Consider the following 20,494-nt stretch of genomic DNA (forward strand, 5'->3'; position numbering starts at 1 on the left):
AAACAGATTGTTTACCGTGTCATCGGAATTATCATAGATGTAATTTATATTTTCTGTGCCGGTGATCGCGCCAAATATCGCTGTTCCAGTAATCGCCGCTAATGGGTCTTTTGTATATATCGCCCCTGGATGACGCTACCCGTTAAATCGAGGTTGTTTAAAGCGACAATAATAAGTGGGTTTGGTGAGTCTAAATTTAATGCACCGCCAGTAATAGTGACATTGTTAGCATAAATTATCACAGGGTCAGTTCCAGCAAAGTCTACTGTTGAACCAGTCACTTCGAAATTGTCGTAAACCAAGGTTCCAGTTGGTAAAGAAGTTGTAAGCAAAGGTAATTCAACAGAAAAATTATCCGTCGCATTTTCCATATCCTGAGTAATATTAAAATAACTGGTTGAGGATTTATTTACTGGGCTAGGCCACACGTTGTAACACGCATCTACTTTGACTGTTACATCCACTGCAAAAGTATCGATATAAAACTTGTCAGTTGGCTCCATAATCGCTTTGGTGCTTATTCTAAGTTCTGTTTTAATTTCTCTATAATCGTTTAAGTCAACGCTATAACTACCACCTGGAGTTGAGGTATTAAATGCTTTAAGTAATGTCCAAATTATTCCATCGGTAGAGACTTCTAAATCAAAGGACTCGCCAGTTTGCACTGTGTCTTCTAGTCGATAGTCAAAACTCAATACTGCCGTTTCAGCATTGGTTAAATCTAATGTACGGGTAATAGACGTATTTGCATTTGATACCAATAACTCAGACCCTATAATCTGAATGTTACCGTCCGTAGCATCATCGTCGTCCCCGGTTTCTTCCCAGTCGGTTGCCCAATTTAATTGCCCGTCATTATTGTTATATGCAGCAGTATTAAAAAGATCCAAATAGGAATGTTCTGGAACAACAGGTGTGCCGGATGCATTTATCGCAAAGTTGTTGATATAAAAATGATCGGTACTTTCCATATTTGACTGGGTATTAATGCGCACTTGAGTGTCTGCAGTTAAATAGTCATCAATATTTATACTAAATGACCCGTCTGCGTCATCATCTGAAAACGATTTTAAAGTTGTCCAAGTACTGCCGTTATGAGAGATATCCAAATCAAATGATTCGCCACCGCCCACAGTATCCTCTAAACGAAAGTCAAAACTAATGGTTGCTGTTCCATAACTGCTTAAGTCAACAGCTCGACGAATACTGTTGCTGTTATTACTCACCAATAGTTGGTTGCCGGTAATTAAAATGTCTCCTAATTCGTCATCCCCATCGTCTCCGCTTTCAATCCAATCACTAGGCCATGGTAGATCGCCGTCATTGTTACCGTAACTTTGGGTATCAAACTTGTCTAAATAAGTCGCTGTAATAGTTTCGTCTACCGTAATCGTAAATGACTTTTTAAATTTTTTGCCTGCTATGTCCTGCGTTTGGACACAAACAACGTAGTCACCTGAAGTTAGATTAGATTGGGTTTCGAGACCATCATTGTCGATTTGGAAATAACTATTACCGCTGCTAGCTGAACAGGAACCGCCATTAGTAGAAGCGCCACTAGAAATAAGAGAATATGTGAATGAATCGTTAGTATCTGCATCTGTTGTCGTCAATAACCCTACGGTCGCACCAACACCAGTATTCCCGACTTCGATTGTCGAGTTATCTAGACTAATATCTGTTGGAGTTTCATTAGTGACTGATATATTCAAAACCTGTTTAAAAGAAGCACCATAAGAGTCCGTTGCTTTGACACAAGCTGCGTACGTTCCCGCGACTGAGTTTTGCGCAAAACGTAATTCGGTGCCATTTATTGAAAACTGGCTATTACCGCTCGCTGTTGCACATGTCCCTGACGTGGTTGACGCAGTGGCATTTACTAAAGCGTACGTTACAGGCGTACCACCATCATTATCTGTGACCGATAAAGTGCCGATTGTTGAATTCACGGCAACGTCGGGTTTTGCGACACTCGAATTGCTAATTGAAATTGCTGTTGGCGGCAAATTAGTAATAGATATGGTTAAATTCTGTTTAAAGGACGCCCCATAGTTGTCTTTGCTTTGAACACAAATTTGATAATTTCCCACAGCTGGATTTGTGGCTAGAATTAAAGCACCGCCACTTATAGTAAATTCACTATTTCCACTTGAAGTACTACACGAACCTGCAGTAGTCGACTGCGATGTTCCGACTAATGTATAAGTATAAGGTGTAGAATTATCCGGATCGGTAGAATTAAACGTTCCAACAGGGGCGCCACTTACTGCGCCTGACTTAGACACAGTGCTATTATTAATGCTAATCGCCGATGGGGCTTGGTTAGTTGACTGGATAGTAAATTGTTCTTTATAGGTTGCCCCGGAGGTATCCGAGCTTTGAACACAAATATTGTAATTACCAACTGCCAGAGGTGCAGAGCCCACTTGTAAATAAGCCCCTATGAGATTAAAACGACTATTATCTGAACTAGAACTACAACTACCTGCATCAGTTGCAGTACCTGCATCGACAAAACTGTATACAAACGACGCGATACTATCGGCGTCTGTAGTCGTGAATGATCCAATATTGGCCGATGTTGTCGCATTGCCGACATACACCTGATCATTACTCAGTGTTATGTCCGATGGAGGCTGGTTACCAACTTCGACGATCAGAACTGCACTCGCAGTTATACTGCCATTTAAGGACCAAAATCCCCAAGAACAGTTACTATATCGATGTGCTGAAACAGTTATATTATAGGTTCCAGCCGCGGATGGTGCGGTAAAATTAAAGCTACGCGTCGCATTTTGATTACTGCCGACGTCAGCAGTATCAACGCAATAAGATGAACCATTTAAGGTGAAAATTGACGACTGCCATTGGTTGCCAAACCAGTTGTTATTCGTCGTAACATTAACGTCAACCGTAACCGTATCGCCTGCGGTAACAGTTAATGTAGTCTGCCCATTGAGTTTAACTGAGTTTACGGCGCGACCGGCCATAGCGTCTAACGACACTAAAGATAACATTAAAGCACATACGATTCTGACAATTTTCAACATACTACCTCGCCGTATTAAAACGCTTTAGCTTCAACATCTACGGTTCTGCTGACGCATACTTTATCACTCGACAAACATAGTGCATCGGTACTATTTGGAGAACTATTATTTCCAGACATGCCTGCCTTACAGGCCCCCGTACTAGATATATAATAATAGCTGACGCCGCCGGAAATTTGGGTAGTACAGGTCGAAATCACTGTACATTGACCAAATCCAATCGTCGTTAAATACATTTGCTGACTTGCTACGCAACTTGAAACAGCTCCCGTTGCCGTTGGAAATATTTGAGCGAGCGCTTTTTCATTTCCAGACTCCGCTGCAAATAGTGCTCTTGTGCCTAAAACCTCGTTATTTACTTGCGCACTGCTTGACGAAATATTGCGGCTCAATGATGCCGCTAAAAGTGACATTACAACGATGATAAACACTGCAATTATCAAAGAACTGCCGAGTTGCTTACCTGCTAAGCCAAACTTTTGGGTAAACATATTAACACTACGATTAGGGTACATTAGGAATATGCACCTCTTGGTTAAAAAACATATTTTCGTTTTGGTTTGCAGCAAATTCTAAGTATAGATTAAAAACAGAGTTTCTATACAAAACTCCTGAACTATAATTAAATGGAGCTTCTCCATGAAGAGAATTAGTAATGCCCTCTGCCATTAAAACGCCTAACAAACTCACAGTATAATAATCGCGCTGACCAGCACGTATTGTATTAATTTTTAATCGATATAAATTACTATTGTTTATGCAATAAATAACGGAATGATCCGCAGTATAATAACGTTCAATAGGAGATTTCTGGGCAAACGAGTCACTCTCTGTAAATTCCACTGTGAGCTCAGGCGCTGTGCCTGTCACATTATCTATAACACTATATCGATCAGTATCGCGGTAAAGGTGATTGGCTTTTAATCCATATATATAAAATCGGTCACCGGAGTCATACTCACCATTAAAGCTAATCACGTCAGCTTTAGTACCACTTTGTGGCGCAAATGACACAGGTGATACCGCATCAAAATCCGTTCGATAGGTACCGGATGCTTTAATAGGTATAAATTCCACACATCGCTTATCTGCCGTAATCCTAATGCTGTTTGGTATTGAATCTCGTATTTCTCTGGTTAAACGCTCTACCACAAACCGAGCCTGACTTAAGGTACTTTGTCGAGTTGTAGAGTCTACGTATACCTGTGTGCCAAACACCAAAAATTTTGCCGTAGCGGTACCGAGAATCCCCAAAATTACAATTACGGCGACGAGTTCGATTAGCGTAAATCCGCTAATATTTTTTGTTTTGGCGTAACCCACTTAGGCCCAATCATTAATAATTGGCCTTATAAGCAGCATATTGAATTGGACCACCGGAGGGAGGTGTAACTGTGACCACAATTTTTTTGCTTCACGTGCGGCAAGTCCAATATCAAGTCCCGCATATCGAACTTCAACCAAAACTGTAAATTGCTTATAAACGTCTACAAGCGGTAAATTTTTTATATTGGTAATTGCATCTCCCGTTGCACTAAAGCAATGAAAATCGTCTACATCATCGTAGGATAATCGGCTACTCTCTTCAGTCCACACATGGGCTAACGAGCAATCGGGTAAATCTGAGATACACGCCGTGCCGCCTGCTTCGTCACACCTTGGATCGTTTCCAGAAAGCGGTGAGTTTTCATCAAACCGTCGGGCCAAAATTTCATTAACAAAAGATTGTGCAAGTTCTGCAGAGCGCACTTGAAACCATGGGTCTGTGCTTTTTTTGCCTGTGGGAATAACGCGGATGTCAAAAAACTAAGGCATAAGCGAGTAGTACTATGCCTATAATTAGCTCGATAAGTGTAAAGCCTTTAGCCGAGTTCAGCTTGGAACTTACCATCGAGTCAGCTAATCTGAGTTTACGGGCAAACACGTATATATCCTTCCGATTCAATACAAACAGCATCGGCCCCAAAATTAATGCGGCAACCTCCTTAGCGCACAACTCCCCGTATTAACGCTAGGCACTCCCATTGAATTAAAATCTAACGACGAAATACTGTCGCCCCCGCATTGAGAGCCGTGTAACTTTCAAGCCCACTAACGAGATTAAAGTCGTCAATAGCACCAGAACTTGAAGCTAAGCCAGTATCACATTCACCACCAATTTGTTGTGCCGCCAAACCTAACTCGGTCGCCAAAAATAGTACGCGGTGGCAAGTCGGATAATTTGATTGGGTATTTTGCATTGCTCGTTGTTGAACATTGCGCAGCAAACCAATGGTTTCATCGCGCTGAGCCGTTTGTTCATAACCCGATATGGAGGTAAGACGCGGTATCACAGATACCGCGAGTATTGCTAAGACAACAATGACAATCACGAGTTCAACGAGAGTAAAACCTCTTTGTGTTGTCATGTTTTTCTACTTACTGGTTTTAACGCTTTAGTCAATTGATAGACAATTAACAGTCCGTATCAACTACTGTGATATCAGGTACGCTTGTTGCTGTTTCTATCATTACATACTGAACGTAGCACCCAAGGTCCGTATTAGTAGTGATCAACGTATCTTCGCCTGTTGCAAGGCCGTCATACTGACCAACTGGGTAAATACGCAACGTTGTATTGGTGGCTGCTGCTGATGTAACACCAACTTCCCAATCGGTACTGGCTAAATCAAGCATAGCTTTAATTGTCGCTGCGTCCGCTTGTGGATAACCAAAATCAACGGTAATAGCAGTATTACTCGTTAATGTTTGGTCTTTTGCAATCGCTTCGCCAGCTACAAGTGCTTTAGAATACACTATATTTACTGCACCTTTTAGTGATCCCGCCATTCCTTGTAATGTCGATTTACGCGCATCACCTTGAATGTCTAAAAATTTAGGCGAAGCTGTAACCGCTAAAATACCTAAAATCACAATGACTATGATTAACTCAATTAACGTAAAACCAGCTTGGTTTGCTTTATTTTTCATCTTTAATTCCTAACCTTTTATTGCCTAATTTTCAAAAATACTAATTTGACCAGCGTCTGCGTCATAATAAAAACCCTGAACACCTGTTGCTGTAAAATGACTTGCTGCAACAGTGTCACCAGACTCGATACTTGTGCCATTTGCTAATGCAAAAATACAATCTTGAGTGGTTGCACTCCCTGCGTTAACAAGGTAACGCTCACTTGAATAACTACTACCCAAAGCAATGTGTGTAGGCGGCTGTTGTAAAATTGCATTAAATACTTGAATGCAATTTGCGACCGTTAAATCATCACCCTGTGTAGTAACATTAGCAGTTGCTACCGGATAACCCAAATCATTAACATCAATTGATACGGTGTCATATACAACATTTGTATCGCCGCTTGGACGACCAGCTAGCTCCCATTCGGCACGAACAAGTCCAACGGCACTTGCAAATCCACCTGCAACACCCTCTACAGAAGCATCTTTTGCGTCATCTGTCGCCCCTAAGAAACGAGGCAGTGCATTTGCGCCTAGTAAACCAATGATTACTATTACAATAATCAATTCAATTATGGTAAAGCCTTGTTGTTTTTTCATTTTTAATTAACCTCTAATCACGATAATTTTAGTCTATATAAAAAAGACGTGTTTGAAAACTATAAAACTGCGAATTTTACGTTTATTTTTCAAATAATAATCAATTATTGAGCAAACGTCCGTTTTCAGTGTTGTATTCGACTTTCCATAATCGTTGTTTGCTTAATTTCTTTTCAAATTGGCATTTATTTCGAGATTGCAAAACTTGCACTCCGTCTAAATCTACCGGTTCATTTGTTTGTTCCAACACTAAAAATCGCCAAATGTTGTCACAATCTAAATTTTTTACTACATCACCTTTAGAGTCGCCAATAACCACAGGCCACCCAAATTTATTAACATTCACCACCCAGTTATAGAGTTCTCCAGTGCTAAATTGAAACTTGAGCGTTAGTTGTCGCGGTTGTCCACGTTGGTTCCACTGTTGATGGATATAAGCTAAGGCTCTTTCCAGCCGCTCTTGTTTTAACTCTAACGTTAACAATTCAGTATCACTGATGATTAAATTAAATGCCTTTAATCCGCCAAAAACTAAACCTGACACCAGTACCGCCGAAACAACAAACTTGGTGAGCGTATGCCCAGTAATCGCATCGTTGTCCGTGTATTGTTGTCGAAACATTAACTATCCTTTAAACGCACCCATCATATCCCACATTGGGGTAAATATACCAAGCGCTAATACACCGACCATTACCGCTACAAATGAGATTAATACGGGTTCTATTTTGGCGGTTAAACTCTTTAAATCGAAATCGACTTCGCGTTCATAATAATCAGCGGCTTCTTTAAGCAACTCGTCCACTCGGCCGGTTTCTTCACCAACTGCAACCATTTGCAACACAAGCGGTGAAAACAACTCGCTCGCGACAGAAGACCTTAACAATGAATCACCACGTTCAATATTTTTTCTCATTTCGATAATTCGTTTTTCCATATACTTATTATCAACAGCCTCGGCGACTAAAGTTAACCCCGTAGTCATAGGCACACCTGAGTTTAAAATCATTGAAAAGCTACGGGCATAACGACCTAGTAAGCTCCTTTCAATAATTGAGCCAACAAATGGGATTTTTAATTTAATTCTATCCCAATTTAATTTACCTTTTTCTGTGTCTTTGTAAGCTCTAAAGCCCAATATCGCTGACACAACAGCCACTAACAACAATTGCCAATAATTTACAAAAAAGCTGGACGAGCTCATCAATAACTTGGTGGTAAACGGTAGATCTGATCCCAGTTTTAAAAACATCTCTGCGAACTGCGGTATAACCAACATATTTAGAACAACCATGGCAATACAGATAACAATCAGAACGGTTGTCGGATAATTCATCGCCGATTTAATGCGTTTTCGAGTTTCTTCATCTCGTTCAAAATATTCAGCTAACTGTAAAAATGCCTCTTCCAAACGACCCGTATTTTCCCCCACATGAACAATACTGACAGCTAACCTAGGGAATACTTTGTGATGACTTGAAAATGCTGCGGATAATGATCTTCCGCGTTCAAGTTGCTGTGCGATATCTCGTAATGTCTTTTTCAATACAGGGTTTTGCGAACTATCAGCTAAACCAACAATCGCTCTGATCATTGGAATACCAGCTTTAGTCAACGAATACATTTGCCGAGAAAACACCACCAGATGCTGAGTATTAATCCGGTTTAAAATTCCCTCAAGAAAATCTACTTGTGAACCCGCTTCATCTGTTAACGTAATTTTTAGTGGGATCTCCTGCCGTGCTACCAAGACTTCAGCCGCAGCACTTTCATTAGGGGCTTCGACCTGACCTTTGGTCAGTTTACCCTTTGCATCCCGAGCTTGATAAAGAAAAAACGGCATCTACTTCAGCACCCTTTAGTTATACGTCACAGTATCGGAAACAACATCAGAAATCCTAAGGACTTCTTTTATCGTTGTGATACCTTGTTCAGCATATTCTAATGTCGCTTGCCCAAGTGTTTGATAACCTAGCATTGACTTCGCTATTGACGAAAATAATTCCGTATCGCCATTTCTTAACGCGCCAATCAAATCTTCATTAGTCATTTCCAGCAACTCATATACACCGATACGCCCTTTGTAGCCTGTACCATTACACGTTTGACAGCCTTTACCATGATGAAAAACAACATTGTTTTTATCTTGTTTAGCAATATTGGATACCCAAATAATTTCCTGTGGCTCTGGTTTATATTCCACTTTACAGGCGTTGCATATTCTTCTAATTAATCGTTGAGCCAATACCGCACGCAGCGAACTTGCCACCAAATAAGGAGCCGCTCCCATATCAATCAATCGCAGCGCGGTTGATATCGCATCATTAGTATGGAGCGTAGATAAAACCATGTGACCGGTTAATGCAGCCCGCAAGCCAATTTCAGCGGTTTCTTGGTCTCGTATTTCACCAACCATTATGACATCTGGATCTTGACGTAACGCGGTTCTTAGCACTCGAGAAAATGACAGGTCAATTTTAGTATTAATTTGTACTTGGTTAATCCGAGGTAACTGATATTCCACCGGATCTTCAACCGTAATAATCTTACTAGACGAGGTATTTAATTCACTTAAGCAACCATATAACGTTGTTGTTTTACCAGAACCCGTTGGTCCCGTGACTAAAAACATACCGTTGGGACTTTTTACTAGCTTTCGCACTTTTGCCAAAATTTTCGCTGGCATACCTGTTGTTTCTAACGTCAACAAACCCGCACTTTGATCCAATAAACGCATTACAACCGATTCACCGTGTTGGATAGGCATCGTTGAAATACGAACGTCGATCTCGTGGCCTTTTACTTTGATATGAAAACGACCATCCTGCGGTATACGTTTTTCTGAAATATCCAAGCCAGCCACCAACTTCAAACGAAGTACCAGTGCCGGCGCAATATTAACTTCACCGAGTATGCTTTCTTGTAAAATACCATCAACACGAGTTCTAATTCGAAGGCAATTTTTATCAGGTTCGATATGTATATCCGACGCTCTAACTTGAACAGCATCCTCAAACAGAGACCGTAAAAGTTTCGCAACTACAGTATCGCCTTCGCCATCACCATCGATTGTGGCGAAGTCAAAATCAGCACTTTCCTCGTATTCTGCCTGAAGCTGATGCGCAAATTGTTCAATTTCTTTTGTTCGGCGATATAGGCCGTCAAATGCCGCTAAAATTTGGCTTTCTCTTACCACGACTATTTCTAATCGTTTTTCACCAATCAAACTATCTAGTTGCTCGATTGCCGCTAAATCCGCTGGGTCAGACATACCTACAGTGATATGTTGGTCCGAACTTTCTAAAATAATTGCGCGTAGTCGTCTAGCATGAACTTCGGATAATTCACTAGCGAGTTTCTCATCAATTTGAACATCAGATATATTTAGGAACGGCAGGTTTAGCTGTTGCGCCAAAAAGCGTAGCAACTGCTCTTCACTGATAATCCCCGACTCAATTAATACGGTACCTAACTTACGGCCAGTCTCTTTTTGCGCCGATAAGGCCGACATCAATTGCACTTCGGTGATTATGTCTTCATCGACAAGTAAATCACCTAGTCGTTTTTTGAGTTTTGGAGCTGCCATGATTTAACCCTTCAATTCCGTGCTGCGTTGTTTGGCGAAGGTCATCGAATCTTTTGATACGCCGCCTAACTGCAATAATGTTGTATAACTTTCTAACGCTTGTTCAAACTTACCTTGACTGTCTTGCGCTATGGCTAGCCCTAACCACCAGTTGCCTTTTTTAGGCTGTAATTCGATAAGTTGTAAATACGCCTGCTCGGCTTTATCAAACTGCTGTAGTTGACGCCCGAGACTGCCTTTCATCGTTAAAAACTCAATAGACGCATCGTTTATTTGTACATCAAGATACGACAAAGCTCCCGCAGCGTTATTTTCTTTAAAGAAGATCTTTGCTGCCGTTAAGCGCCACAATTCGATATTGGGGTAGCGTTGTAAGCCATTGTTAAGAATAGAAATAGCACGGTTAGATTCACCTCGACCATACCAAGCACCAGCTAACAAACTACGAGCTTCTATGTGTCCGTCAGACATCTTCAATAGCTGTTCAAGCTGTGTAATACCTTCGCTGATATAACCTTTATCAAATGACTTTTTAGCCGAAACAAGTAGCTTCTCGACACGCTGTTCAGGTGTTAACGACACATTTGTACGCTCTATGACAAAGCTAGATTCGTTTATGTTTGAAGGTTCGTCTACTGCGTTTGACTGTTCACTCGCTTGCGCACTATCCTGACGAATTGAAGCCACGGAGGTTGTCTCAGGTAGTTGTTCTTTTCGGTTATTCTCAACAACTTTAGCCTCGGCTGACGCAAGCTTTTTAACCGGTGCAGGTTCTTGTTCAGTTGCCGCTTGACTTGATGTTATAGGGTTGGAAACTTTGGTTTCCATAAGTTCTTGCTCTTGCGCAAGATTCGACAATTGATTGCTAAGTTCAGTCTCAGCTTTACTTCTTTGTTCTGAATCTAATGCAAGGCTACTTTGTACGCGGTTAACTTCGCTTTGAGCGTTCAATTGTTCGCTTTTAACTGGGGCTTTGAGAGCAGTTATTTTAAGACTAGATTGCTCGTTTTGAGACACTCCAGTCGCAGGATAGTTATTTGATGCTGGTTGGCTTTCATTATTTGAAAAACTTAACTTCCAACCGATGACCACTAAAGCAACCAAAATTAAGCACATGACCACTAGCAACCAATTCGTTTTTGATTTTACAACTGGCACATAGTTTCGGTTTATATTGGATTGATTTTCATCAGGAGCCTCGGATTGGCGCTGATCTAAATCTTTTAACATCTTATTAATTACACTCATCAATTCGCTCCTTGCAAATATGGCGCTTGCCAAATCGCAACTGCTGCAATGCATGACAGTAAAACGCTAAATACCAACAACCAGACATTTCGTCTCGACGATTTAATAACGCCGTCAGTATCATTTGCGGCGGCAACAATATGCTTTTTGTCGACGCTATGATCCCCTTCACCATAAGTTAACATTAGTGCCTTATGACAAATAATATTGGCCAATCTTGGTACACCTGTACTGTATTTGAATACGGCTTTCAGGGCATTCGGTGTGAAAACATTCGCCCCTTGATAACCAGCCATAACCATCCGATGCTTTACATAAGCGTTCATTTCATCGATATTTAAACTGCGTAATTTATATGAAAAAGTAATTCTCTGACGAAGTTGTCTTAAACGTTCAGACGCCAACATCTCATCAAGTTCCGGTTGGCCAAACAAAACGACCTGCACTAGTTTTCTTGACTCAGTTTCCAGATTGGTAAACAACCTCAAAGCTTCAAAACTTTCCCACGGGATGGTTTGTGCCTCATCAATAACAAGCACAACTCCCTTCCCTTGCTGATTTAACTCAACCAGTTTCAATTGAATCTTCTGACTTAATTGTTGTTGGTTAATTCGGGTTAGCCCTTTAATCCCCAACTCGCTTGCAAATGCATAACGGATTTCTTCAGGTGAGAGACATGGGTTTGGTAGGTAGGCAACTTCAAATGCATCTGGCATTTCATTAAGAAGTTTTCTACAAAGCAACGTTTTACCCGTTCCTACTTCGCCCGTCACTTTGATAAAGCCTTCGCCAGTCTTTAATGCGGTCATCAAAACTTGCATTGCTTCATTATGGCTCGGGAGGCCAAAATAAAAATTTGTATTAGGGGTAAGCGAAAACGGCAGTTCTCGCATCCCAAAGTGGTACAAATACATGTTTATTTGTCACCATACCAACGATTCAGCACATCCGCACTGCGTTGCATTTGTTCCTTCCATGTACCGGTTCCAACAACCGTTGGTCTGATTAAAATGACCAACTCTTTCTTACGTTCTGAATCTTGTTTCGATTTAAACAAATTACCTAAAAATGGTATGGCACCTAAAAATGGTACTCGAGACTCTTCATCTGTTTTAGCCGATTGCATCAGGCCACCGATAACAACAATTTCACCGCTTTTGGCCCGAATTACCGTATCTGATTCACGAATGTTACTTTTTGCTAATGGCAACACATATTGCTCTTCATTAAGCGTGACGACCTTTTGCTGTTCGGCAATTTCTGTTACTGACGGATGCACATGCAATATCACGTCACCCTGTTCACTAATTTGTGGCGTTACATCCAGCGCAATTCCCGAGAAGAATGGTTCTAAGTTAATTTCTGGTGTACTTGACGTCGCAGTACCAGTAACGGTTGTATTTGAAACGTCTGTTACGAAATACTCGTCCTCACCCACTTTAATAACCGCTTTTTGATTATTTGTCGCTGTAACACGCGGTGACGATAGAACTTGCACATTACCTTGAGTTTTAAGCAAACTCACAACACCGCCAAAGTCGACATTATTAATGGTTAAGCTTGTAACTCCGCCTAATGCCGCAGAGATTTCATCACCAAATGAACCACTTGAAGACGTATTAAACGCAAAATCAGTCCCATTTTTATCCGCTAAAACATTTTGCCAGTTAATACCTTGCTTATAGTTATCATCTAATGCGACTTCAACTATTTTGGCTTCTAGCACGACTTGCCGAGTTAAACTTTCTTCGGAAAGCTTCACAAAGTTTTTCACTGCCATGATTTCAGATGGAAAACCACGGACGGTAATCAAACCCGATTGAGGACTAATAACAACGGCGTTGTCGTCATCGCTACTTGCACTCATAATCATTTTCAAAGTGTCTTCAAGCTCTTGCCAAAAATCGCTCTCTGACGTAGTTTGAATGTTCGAGCCCGCACTTTGTCCCATGTTATTCATGCTACTCGAGCCAGATTGTGTGCTTCCTTGATTACTATTGCTATTGCTACTACCAAAATTTTGGCCGCTCTGACTACTTTGACCGCTTTGACCGTTTTGGCCATTTTGTTGAACAATGCCGCCGGAATTAATACTTGTAGAGGTCATGCCAAAACGTTTAAGCATTAGGTAATTTATTGCTAATGTTTCTGTTTTAATTTTGGCTGGAAAAATTTGGATTACTTTGCCGTGATATTGAACGTCAAGTGGATAAAGACTTGTTAATACGTTCATTACTTCATTTATTGTGACATCTTTTAAATCAAGACTCACATTTGCTTCAACCCCTGAATGAAAAGCCACACTGTATGGTGAGTCTTCGACTAAACCTTGTAAAAATGGTTTAACGGGGACGTTGTTTGCTGAAACGTTAAAACGCTCTTCTATGACAGCCATTTCAACCGAATTTGAGTTTGATGCCATAAGATCAGCATTAACCGAGTCTGGGATCACTAAAGGCGCATTTTTAGTTTCGTCAAAAACTTCATGAACTTCTTCTGATCTTTCAGGTGTAGGCGTTAAACTACAACTAGCTAACAAACTAGTCGCTATCGCCACTGATAAAATTACATTAAATTTCGGCATAATATTATTCATAAACATATAGTCTTTTTTGTGACCCTGATTTTGTCAAAACCACGTTATTGTTATTAACTTGGCTGATTTTATACCCATTAACCATTTCACCGACGCGGTGCAATTGGCCACTAATAATAGCCATACGGGTGTCTTTTTATTTACAATTCCCTGCAAGGTCAACTCTTCTTCAACTGCTGCGGTCGCGCGATTAAATGTACCTGCAGAATCCACGTTACCAAATATCTTTGGTGCAGTGGGATCATGCACTGTGTCAGAAAACACAGTGTTTGGAAAAATACTGATAATTATGATGACCAAATATTTCTTATAATCGAATAACATTTTTACTGTCGCTCACGGTTACCAAGGATAATGTCATGTCCGCCGTAGGATGGGTCGTTACATGATAGTCGAGATTAGTGACTGAGAACTTATTGTTCTGAGACAATATTTTTTAACAAGATTCATTAGGTTGAAATACTCACCAGAAACAACAACTTCAAACCCATGTCGATAATATTCAGGTAAGGCGTCAGATTGTTCTATATCTTTTACATCAATATCAATTTTTTCAGGTGCTAAAATCGTTACACCAATTATTCGAACATCACTAGAGGTACTTAACAAACTTGTAAGTTCCTTTGCCATTTCTTTCGGTGCTACATAATCGACCAAAGTTTTATCCAGCTTGCGATTAACGTCATCAAGTTGCGCTTTTAGTCGTTCAATATCTTTTTTACTTGGTCGTTAGGATCGTTTTTTAGCGCTTGTTTAACTTCTTCAATCTGCGCCCGAACATTAGCTAAACTTGCGTTATGTTTTAACAGAGCACTTTGACTTTTATTCAGTACAGCCACTTGAGATTCGATCAGCAATATAAAAACCAAATAAGCCGTTAAAAATACGCCACACCCTGAAATGATTATTTTTTCACGCTGAGAAAGTTCTAAAAACTTGTCACTGTACTCTTGCCATTTCGACATTATTCACGCCCTTCTTCAGGAGTTATTAGCCCAGCTGACGTTGCAGCTTCAAACCCCAACACCTGTTCATCAACTGCCGCAATCCTTAAATGACTAAATTCTCTATCTTTAAATGATTCTGTAGTTTGTAAAAATGTCAGCCAACGTGTAACAGCATTTGAATGCGTGGTGAATCCGTTAAATACCACGTCATTTTCATTAAACATAAAATCTGTTAACCAAATTTCGTGATCATGATGTTCCGTTAAATCTTTCATAACGTGATAAAAATTGACACCCTTACCGGATTGTTTGTGCATTATTTTGCTTAACAAAATATTCTTAACTTGGTATTCGCGCTCAAATTTTATTTTTTGTGACGTAAATGTTGCGGAATCATTATGCTTGATTAATGCTTGCTGGTAATTGGCAAGTTCCTGCTCAACATAACCTAATTCCATATTCACTTTATCTGCCGCTGTTATCACATCTAAATTCTTCAAATAAATAGAACCGGCCCAACTCAGCATAATCAAAAGTGATGCTGCACTGGCAATAAGCACATTTGTTAACGTAAAATAATTTTTTTGTGGTCTAAGCGAATCTTGGTATAGATTAATCGTTATCTTCATTCTGAAACGTCCTCTTCATGACGTTCGACTACGGTCGACATTGCAGCACCTAATGCCGGGATAAACTTAAGACTCAGTTGTAAATTATTAGCTATTTCATCAAATGAAAAGGGTTTACTTTTAACCGGTAAACTTAAATCTAATGCATCGACAATGGCTTGAATATTGGCGCTGTCTATCGCTATAAATACATTTTTAATCGGGGGCTGCTTTAGCTGACCTTCGTAATAATCAATAGAACGTTGAATTTCAACTGCCACATTATCTGTGCCGCCCATCTGAATTTGCTCTGGCGTCATTGTATTGAGTGCTTCTGCACCACGAATTTTACGAGCAAAACAAATTTGTTGGTTTTTTAATATTAAAATAATGGCATCACTTTTAGCGTGCTGTAAAAAACTAACTGCGCTGTATTTTCACTTCTTTGCAACTTTGCTACCGCAAATTGTTCAGTGAATATTTCTAGGACATTCGCGCCAGCATCATGAAATGGCTCTAATATTTTTTGTAGGTAGCTTCGCGATGTTGCAATTATTTGTGCTTTTGGTGTTTGCCCAAAAGGTTGCAGCGGCATATCTATATAGTCACACACCATATCAAGAGGCGGAATCGAAATTAAATCTTTAAGCTTCAGGGCAATGCTTCTTGAATATCTTGCTCAGGCAACTCAGTAATTTCTATCTGGGTACTTTGAGAACGATGACTCGGTAATACGATGGAGATTGACCCAGAGACGATATCATTTTCTTTTATAATGGTTTCTAGTACATTTGGTAGTTGATCTTCAGACGAGTAAGCAACATCAAAATGCTTATTTAAAAGCATTCCTTTTTCGCCTTGTTCCAACATAACAACGCGCACAACTTCTTTATGGATGGCAATCCCAACATGTAGGCCATTCGATTTACGATTTAACAACTTTTGCAAAAAGGCTGGAAGCATTGATTTCATTTATTTTTGTTACTCCGTCATAGCCTTGTAATGTATCCTGTTACGCTATTCAACTTCAACACTAATCATCTATGAATACTGATTTTTTTAATTTTCAACCGGTTACTCCTGTACAACAAGTATCTTATCAACGGAGCGACAAAAAAAACTTACTTTTTGGTCAAACGTGATGATTTAATTCACCCTCTTGTTTCTGGCAACAAATGGCGAAAGTTGAAATACAACTTAAATCTAGCACAAAATGCTAATTTTGCAGGGATTGCGAGCTTTGGTGGCGCTTTTTCTAATCATATCGCGGCGCTCTCTGCTCTCGGCCACCAGTGCCGATTTTCCGACCATTGGCTTTATTCGAACAGATCACATTGATAGCAAAAACCCAACTTTGCGTTTAGCAAAAGATCGCGGTATGACGCTAATCAAGTTGACGCGACAAGAATACCGTTTACGCAACGACCCCGGCTTCATAACGTCTTTAAAGGTGCAATACCCAGATTATCTATTTGTTCCTGAAGGCGGCAGCAATGAAGCCGCTGGCGCAGGGTTAAAAGAGCTGGCGGATGAAATTCGCCAGCAATGTGAATTCGACCGATTTGCTGTAGCCGTAGGTTCCGGCGGTACCGTCAGTGGTTTAATGGACAACTTACCCCATAACGGTATTGGCGTAGCAGTTGTTAGAGACGACACTTTAATAACTAATTTAACCAAGAAATATGGCAATCGATTGACGCTCAAATACAACCCAATAAGTGGTAAATACGGAAAAGTAACCCCAGAACTTGCGGAATTTTGTCTCGATTTTTTACACAAACAGGTATTCCTGTCGAGCCTATTTATACCGGAAAACTATTGTTTAACCTTTGTTTACATAGAGAGTATCTAAATATTGCAGATGACGAGAAAATTTTGGTGATTCATACCGGAGGATTACAAGGGATTAGTGGTTTAATTTATCGCCAGAAAATTTCAGCATCTGATTGGATTTCGGTAATTGAAGCAACGGCGAACTAACATAGTGACCCTGGATCCCAGAAATCCCTAAACGCTGTAACACTCTAATTTCTTCATGTTTTTCTACGCCTACGGCAAACATTGTTAAGGATTTCTGATTGGTAATTGCAAGTAAACTCCGTATAAACATTTGATTTTCAGGGCGGTCATGTATGTTATTGACAATGCTCTGGTGCAATTTGACATAATCCAACTTAATGTAATTTACGTAGCTTGTATCAAGAACGTATAGCCCCACTTGATCGACCATAATTCTGGCATTGTAACGATTTAATGCGGCAAATATTGTGGTTAGCTTTTTAGCATTTTGAGCCAACTCAAACTCAGAAATTTCAAATATTATATGGTCAATTACGTTACGATTAGCTTTAACAAACGATATTAGCCAATTTACAAATTTTCTATTTAACCAACTATCAATGTGAATATTCACCGAGATCATATGAGTTACGTCGGTTTTTAGCGTTTCAATTAACAAGGTTAACATTTGCTTGTCGACTTCAGGGATCAAACCACTCTTACGAGCCATAGGTAAAAATACCTGTGCATTAATCAACCCTTGTTTGTCATCCTCCATGCGGACAAACACCTCGAAGTGATGGACATGCCTGTCATAATCGGAAACAGGTTGAAAGTACAATTTAAATTTATTGTTTGTAATTGCATTTTCGATAGCGGTACGCCACCGCACAGAGCCCTTAATATCGGACTGTGGCAGCGAATCCGTTTCATACACAAACCAGCCTGATGGACCATGTAGCTGAGCTGCACGCAAAGCCATGTCGGCTTCTGCCAAAATTTGAAACGACGAATCTCGCACAGTGAACAAATCCGCACCAATATGACAGATTGCATTTTTATCATACTTTTCAGGCAGTTCTATTTTTTGTCCCATTCGTAGAATATTCATGGCGACACGTTCAACTTCTTTAATATCAACAAATGGCAATAGAATTGCAAAATCTGAGTGACTAATACGCGATACCAGACTTTGCTGAGTGTCATCCACGTATTGTTTCAAAATTCCGGAGTATTGAGATAGCAGTAAATCAAACTCACCTTCGTCATCTTCGAAGTCGTCGAGTGCGCCAAATTGCACAATTAACACAGCTCCATATGCTTCATCTTCTTGCTGTAATAATGACTCTAATCTTTGTTCAAAATAAAGCCGATTACCTAAACCAGTCGCGTTATCCAAAAAGGTTTGGCTTCTTATTGAATGATCAACTTTATTGCCACCTTGCTGAGCGTCTTGTTTATTTTGATGTAAGGTTCGTACGGTATTTACTAAATTGTAATCCGTATTTTTAACAAAAAACGAAAGTCGCCACTTTTAGTGTATCGATTCGCCCAAGCTTCCAGTTGCATAAATACATGCCACGCGCCATAAACGTTTCTATGGCTGCTCGCCAAGTTAATCATTAATAGAACAAGCAGAACGGAGTTAGCGAGTGCCAACTCAAATAAAATAGCTGCGAGGAGTGATTCGTGAGATAAATAAATGGTGCCGTAATCGGATTCGAACTCTATATTTTCTGGATACCAACTAAAATCCACCGATTTTGTAGCGAGAACTTCGCCATAATCGTCGGTTAAACGCCAAGCTAATATCGTGTCAAACAGAGCGGGAGCAGATTTAATTTCGGAAGGTGTTAGGTTAGCTAAAAAGGTACTTTGAGCTTGCACTTGCTCAGCAAGATCGGACTCACCGTCAACGATAATGACAATATTGAATAACAAAAATATCGAGAATACTAATACGATAGCTGAACGCATTAAGCTTCGATAAATAGTCCGTGAAAGTTGCATATCCCTGCGCTAATTATTTTTATTATGCCATTCAATCTAATAGGCTATAACGCGTTTGGCAAGCGTTCTGCTTTAAGAATACAAAAAAATATTGTTTAAAGTACCTCAATATTGACATAACACCTTCAGATCCGGACGCCAAATATTGAAGTCCTTCGTACATTAAGATTGAACCCTTTGATTTTTATTAATTTTAATAAAATGCCAAATAATTAGACCGGCTATTTATTGTTTTAAATCTATTGATTTTACTGCCTTATCAATCCTAGCAAAGTATGACGAAAGAACTGGAACGTAATTAAAAATTAGCACTGCGTGGCTTTATTGGATTAATAATTCGAAGGTACTCTTTACGCTTTATACCAGAATCAAAAATTAAGATTGAAGGTCCAATTCATTTTTTCAACAAAATAAAAAGCCGCTTAGTAGCGGCTTTCAATGTAACTTTTCAACATTCAACATTTTGTCTTTGATCAGAACGGAATGTCGTCATCAAAGTCCATGCTAGGTTCAGGTGGCGCTGCCGGAGCTTGTTGCGGCTGAAATCCACCTTGTTGAGCTTGACGCTGTTGTGGTTGGAAACCACCTTGTGGAGACTGTTGGTATCCACCTTGCGCCGGAGCTTGTTGTTGCATAGGTTGCTGTGCTTGCTGCTGAGGCTGTTGGGCTTGTTGAGGCGCAGCTTGCTGGAATCCACCAGGTTGCTGTGCTGGCTTTTGGAAGTTCCCCGCTGGTGCGCTTTGACCATCGTTACGACCACCTAACATTTGCATTTGTCCGCCAAAATCAACCACAACTTCTGTGGTGAATTTATCTTGACCAGTCGCTTGATCTTGCCATTTACGCGTTTGAAGTTTCCCTTCAAAGTAAGCCTGTGAGCCTTTACGTAAATATTCGCCTGCAACTTCAGCAAGTTTGCCAAAAACAACAATACGGTGCCATTCAGTTTTTTCCTGCATTTGACCGGTATTTTTGTCTTTCCAACTTTCGTTTGTTGCTAAACTAATATTTGCAACCGCGTTGCCATTCGGCATAAATCTTACTTCAGGATCTGCACCCAAAGTACCAATTAAAATTACTTTATTGACTCCGCGAGCCATAATATTTCTCCTGCA

Annotated in this window: 25 protein-coding genes; 1 reads left to right on the top strand and 24 read right to left on the bottom strand. The window is 40.1% G+C overall.

From position 1 onward, the window contains the following. Positions 1-98 precede the first annotated feature (98 nt). The 21 genes from PN838_RS13350 to PN838_RS13445 all read right to left on the bottom strand — a co-directional run bounded on the left by PN838_RS13350 (position 99) and on the right by PN838_RS13445 (position 16,562). Positions 99-3,050, bottom strand: coding sequence for a hypothetical protein (locus PN838_RS13350; RefSeq protein WP_272180982.1), 2,952 nt, complete (start codon positions 3,048-3,050; stop codon positions 99-101). Positions 3,051-3,064: 14 nt separating this feature from the next. Next, positions 3,065-3,565, bottom strand: a complete 501-nt coding sequence (locus PN838_RS13355; protein ID WP_215963243.1) for an MSHA biogenesis protein MshP — start codon at positions 3,563-3,565, stop codon at positions 3,065-3,067. Continuing rightward, on the bottom strand, positions 3,555-4,373 hold the full coding sequence (locus tag PN838_RS13360; RefSeq protein ID WP_272180983.1) for a type II secretion system protein: 819 nt from the start codon (positions 4,371-4,373) through the stop codon (positions 3,555-3,557). Before PN838_RS13360 ends, PN838_RS13355 begins: the two co-directional genes overlap by 11 nt. Then, positions 4,374-4,799 (bottom strand): hypothetical protein, encoded by a 426-nt coding sequence (locus PN838_RS13365; protein WP_272180984.1) that lies wholly within the window; start codon positions 4,797-4,799, stop codon positions 4,374-4,376. 49 nt (positions 4,800-4,848) lie between these two features. Next, the gene (locus PN838_RS27335; protein WP_370661034.1) at positions 4,849-5,007 is read right to left on the bottom strand and encodes a prepilin-type N-terminal cleavage/methylation domain-containing protein; all 159 of its coding nucleotides are present in this window, start codon (positions 5,005-5,007) and stop codon (positions 4,849-4,851) included. 79 nt (positions 5,008-5,086) lie between these two features. Next, complete coding sequence (locus PN838_RS13370; protein ID WP_272180985.1) at positions 5,087-5,458, bottom strand: prepilin-type N-terminal cleavage/methylation domain-containing protein; 372 nt, start codon at positions 5,456-5,458, stop codon at positions 5,087-5,089. Between the two features lie 46 nt (positions 5,459-5,504). After that, on the bottom strand, positions 5,505-6,020 hold the full coding sequence (locus tag PN838_RS13375) for a prepilin-type N-terminal cleavage/methylation domain-containing protein (protein WP_272180986.1): 516 nt from the start codon (positions 6,018-6,020) through the stop codon (positions 5,505-5,507). A gap of 24 nt (positions 6,021-6,044) precedes the next feature. After that, positions 6,045-6,605, bottom strand: a complete 561-nt coding sequence (locus PN838_RS13380) for a prepilin-type N-terminal cleavage/methylation domain-containing protein (RefSeq protein ID WP_272180987.1) — start codon at positions 6,603-6,605, stop codon at positions 6,045-6,047. Positions 6,606-6,705: 100 nt separating this feature from the next. Then, positions 6,706-7,227, bottom strand: a complete 522-nt coding sequence (locus PN838_RS13385) for a hypothetical protein (RefSeq protein ID WP_215963238.1) — start codon at positions 7,225-7,227, stop codon at positions 6,706-6,708. Between the two features lie 3 nt (positions 7,228-7,230). Continuing rightward, positions 7,231-8,448, bottom strand: a complete 1,218-nt coding sequence (locus PN838_RS13390; protein WP_215963237.1) for a type II secretion system F family protein — start codon at positions 8,446-8,448, stop codon at positions 7,231-7,233. 15 nt (positions 8,449-8,463) lie between these two features. Next, complete coding sequence (locus tag PN838_RS13395; protein WP_272180988.1) at positions 8,464-10,191, bottom strand: GspE/PulE family protein; 1,728 nt, start codon at positions 10,189-10,191, stop codon at positions 8,464-8,466. A 3-nt stretch (positions 10,192-10,194) separates the two neighbouring features. Continuing rightward, entirely contained in the window at positions 10,195-11,439 is a 1,245-nt protein-coding gene (locus tag PN838_RS13400; RefSeq protein ID WP_272180989.1) for a tetratricopeptide repeat protein, read from the bottom strand. Continuing rightward, a complete protein-coding gene (locus PN838_RS13405; protein WP_215963234.1) occupies positions 11,439-12,353 on the bottom strand; it encodes an ExeA family protein in 915 nt (304 codons plus the stop codon). The genes PN838_RS13400 and PN838_RS13405 overlap by 1 nt, the downstream gene beginning before the upstream one ends. 2 nt (positions 12,354-12,355) lie before the next feature. Then, complete coding sequence (gene mshL / locus PN838_RS13410; protein WP_272180990.1) at positions 12,356-14,035, bottom strand: pilus (MSHA type) biogenesis protein MshL; 1,680 nt, start codon at positions 14,033-14,035, stop codon at positions 12,356-12,358. A gap of 33 nt (positions 14,036-14,068) precedes the next feature. Next, positions 14,069-14,359, bottom strand: a complete 291-nt coding sequence (locus tag PN838_RS13415) for a hypothetical protein (RefSeq protein ID WP_272180991.1) — start codon at positions 14,357-14,359, stop codon at positions 14,069-14,071. Positions 14,360-14,416: 57 nt separating this feature from the next. After that, complete coding sequence (locus PN838_RS13420; RefSeq protein WP_272180992.1) at positions 14,417-14,665, bottom strand: hypothetical protein; 249 nt, start codon at positions 14,663-14,665, stop codon at positions 14,417-14,419. A 68-nt stretch (positions 14,666-14,733) separates the two neighbouring features. Next, positions 14,734-15,000 (bottom strand): type II secretion system protein M, encoded by a 267-nt coding sequence (locus PN838_RS13425; RefSeq protein WP_272180993.1) that lies wholly within the window; start codon positions 14,998-15,000, stop codon positions 14,734-14,736. Further along, positions 15,000-15,611, bottom strand: a complete 612-nt coding sequence (locus PN838_RS13430; protein ID WP_215963230.1) for a PilN domain-containing protein — start codon at positions 15,609-15,611, stop codon at positions 15,000-15,002. Before PN838_RS13430 ends, PN838_RS13425 begins: the two co-directional genes overlap by 1 nt. Further along, the gene (locus PN838_RS13435) at positions 15,608-15,910 is read right to left on the bottom strand and encodes a hypothetical protein (RefSeq protein ID WP_272180994.1); all 303 of its coding nucleotides are present in this window, start codon (positions 15,908-15,910) and stop codon (positions 15,608-15,610) included. The genes PN838_RS13430 and PN838_RS13435 overlap by 4 nt, the downstream gene beginning before the upstream one ends. 62 nt (positions 15,911-15,972) lie before the next feature. Further along, positions 15,973-16,206 (bottom strand): hypothetical protein, encoded by a 234-nt coding sequence (locus PN838_RS13440; RefSeq protein ID WP_272180995.1) that lies wholly within the window; start codon positions 16,204-16,206, stop codon positions 15,973-15,975. A 35-nt stretch (positions 16,207-16,241) separates the two neighbouring features. After that, the gene (locus tag PN838_RS13445; RefSeq protein WP_272180996.1) at positions 16,242-16,562 is read right to left on the bottom strand and encodes a hypothetical protein; all 321 of its coding nucleotides are present in this window, start codon (positions 16,560-16,562) and stop codon (positions 16,242-16,244) included. Between the two features lie 241 nt (positions 16,563-16,803). On the opposite strand from PN838_RS13445, the gene PN838_RS13450 reads away from it, so the two are divergent. Next, positions 16,804-17,442 (top strand): hypothetical protein, encoded by a 639-nt coding sequence (locus tag PN838_RS13450; RefSeq protein ID WP_272180997.1) that lies wholly within the window; start codon positions 16,804-16,806, stop codon positions 17,440-17,442. Positions 17,443-17,496: 54 nt separating this feature from the next. Here the strand turns inward: PN838_RS13450 and PN838_RS13455 are convergent, their stop codons facing one another. From PN838_RS13455 to ssb, 3 genes are all read right to left on the bottom strand, one after another. Next, positions 17,497-18,768, bottom strand: a complete 1,272-nt coding sequence (locus tag PN838_RS13455) for an EAL domain-containing protein (RefSeq protein ID WP_272180998.1) — start codon at positions 18,766-18,768, stop codon at positions 17,497-17,499. A gap of 89 nt (positions 18,769-18,857) precedes the next feature. Next, positions 18,858-19,379, bottom strand: coding sequence for a hypothetical protein (locus PN838_RS13460; RefSeq protein ID WP_272180999.1), 522 nt, complete (start codon positions 19,377-19,379; stop codon positions 18,858-18,860). 473 nt (positions 19,380-19,852) lie between these two features. Continuing rightward, the gene (gene ssb, locus PN838_RS13465; protein ID WP_252736739.1) at positions 19,853-20,479 is read right to left on the bottom strand and encodes a single-stranded DNA-binding protein; all 627 of its coding nucleotides are present in this window, start codon (positions 20,477-20,479) and stop codon (positions 19,853-19,855) included. Positions 20,480-20,494 lie beyond the last annotated feature (15 nt).

This window comes from Psychrosphaera algicola, assembly GCF_028401425.1.
GTDB lineage: Bacteria > Pseudomonadota > Gammaproteobacteria > Enterobacterales > Alteromonadaceae > Psychrosphaera > Psychrosphaera algicola.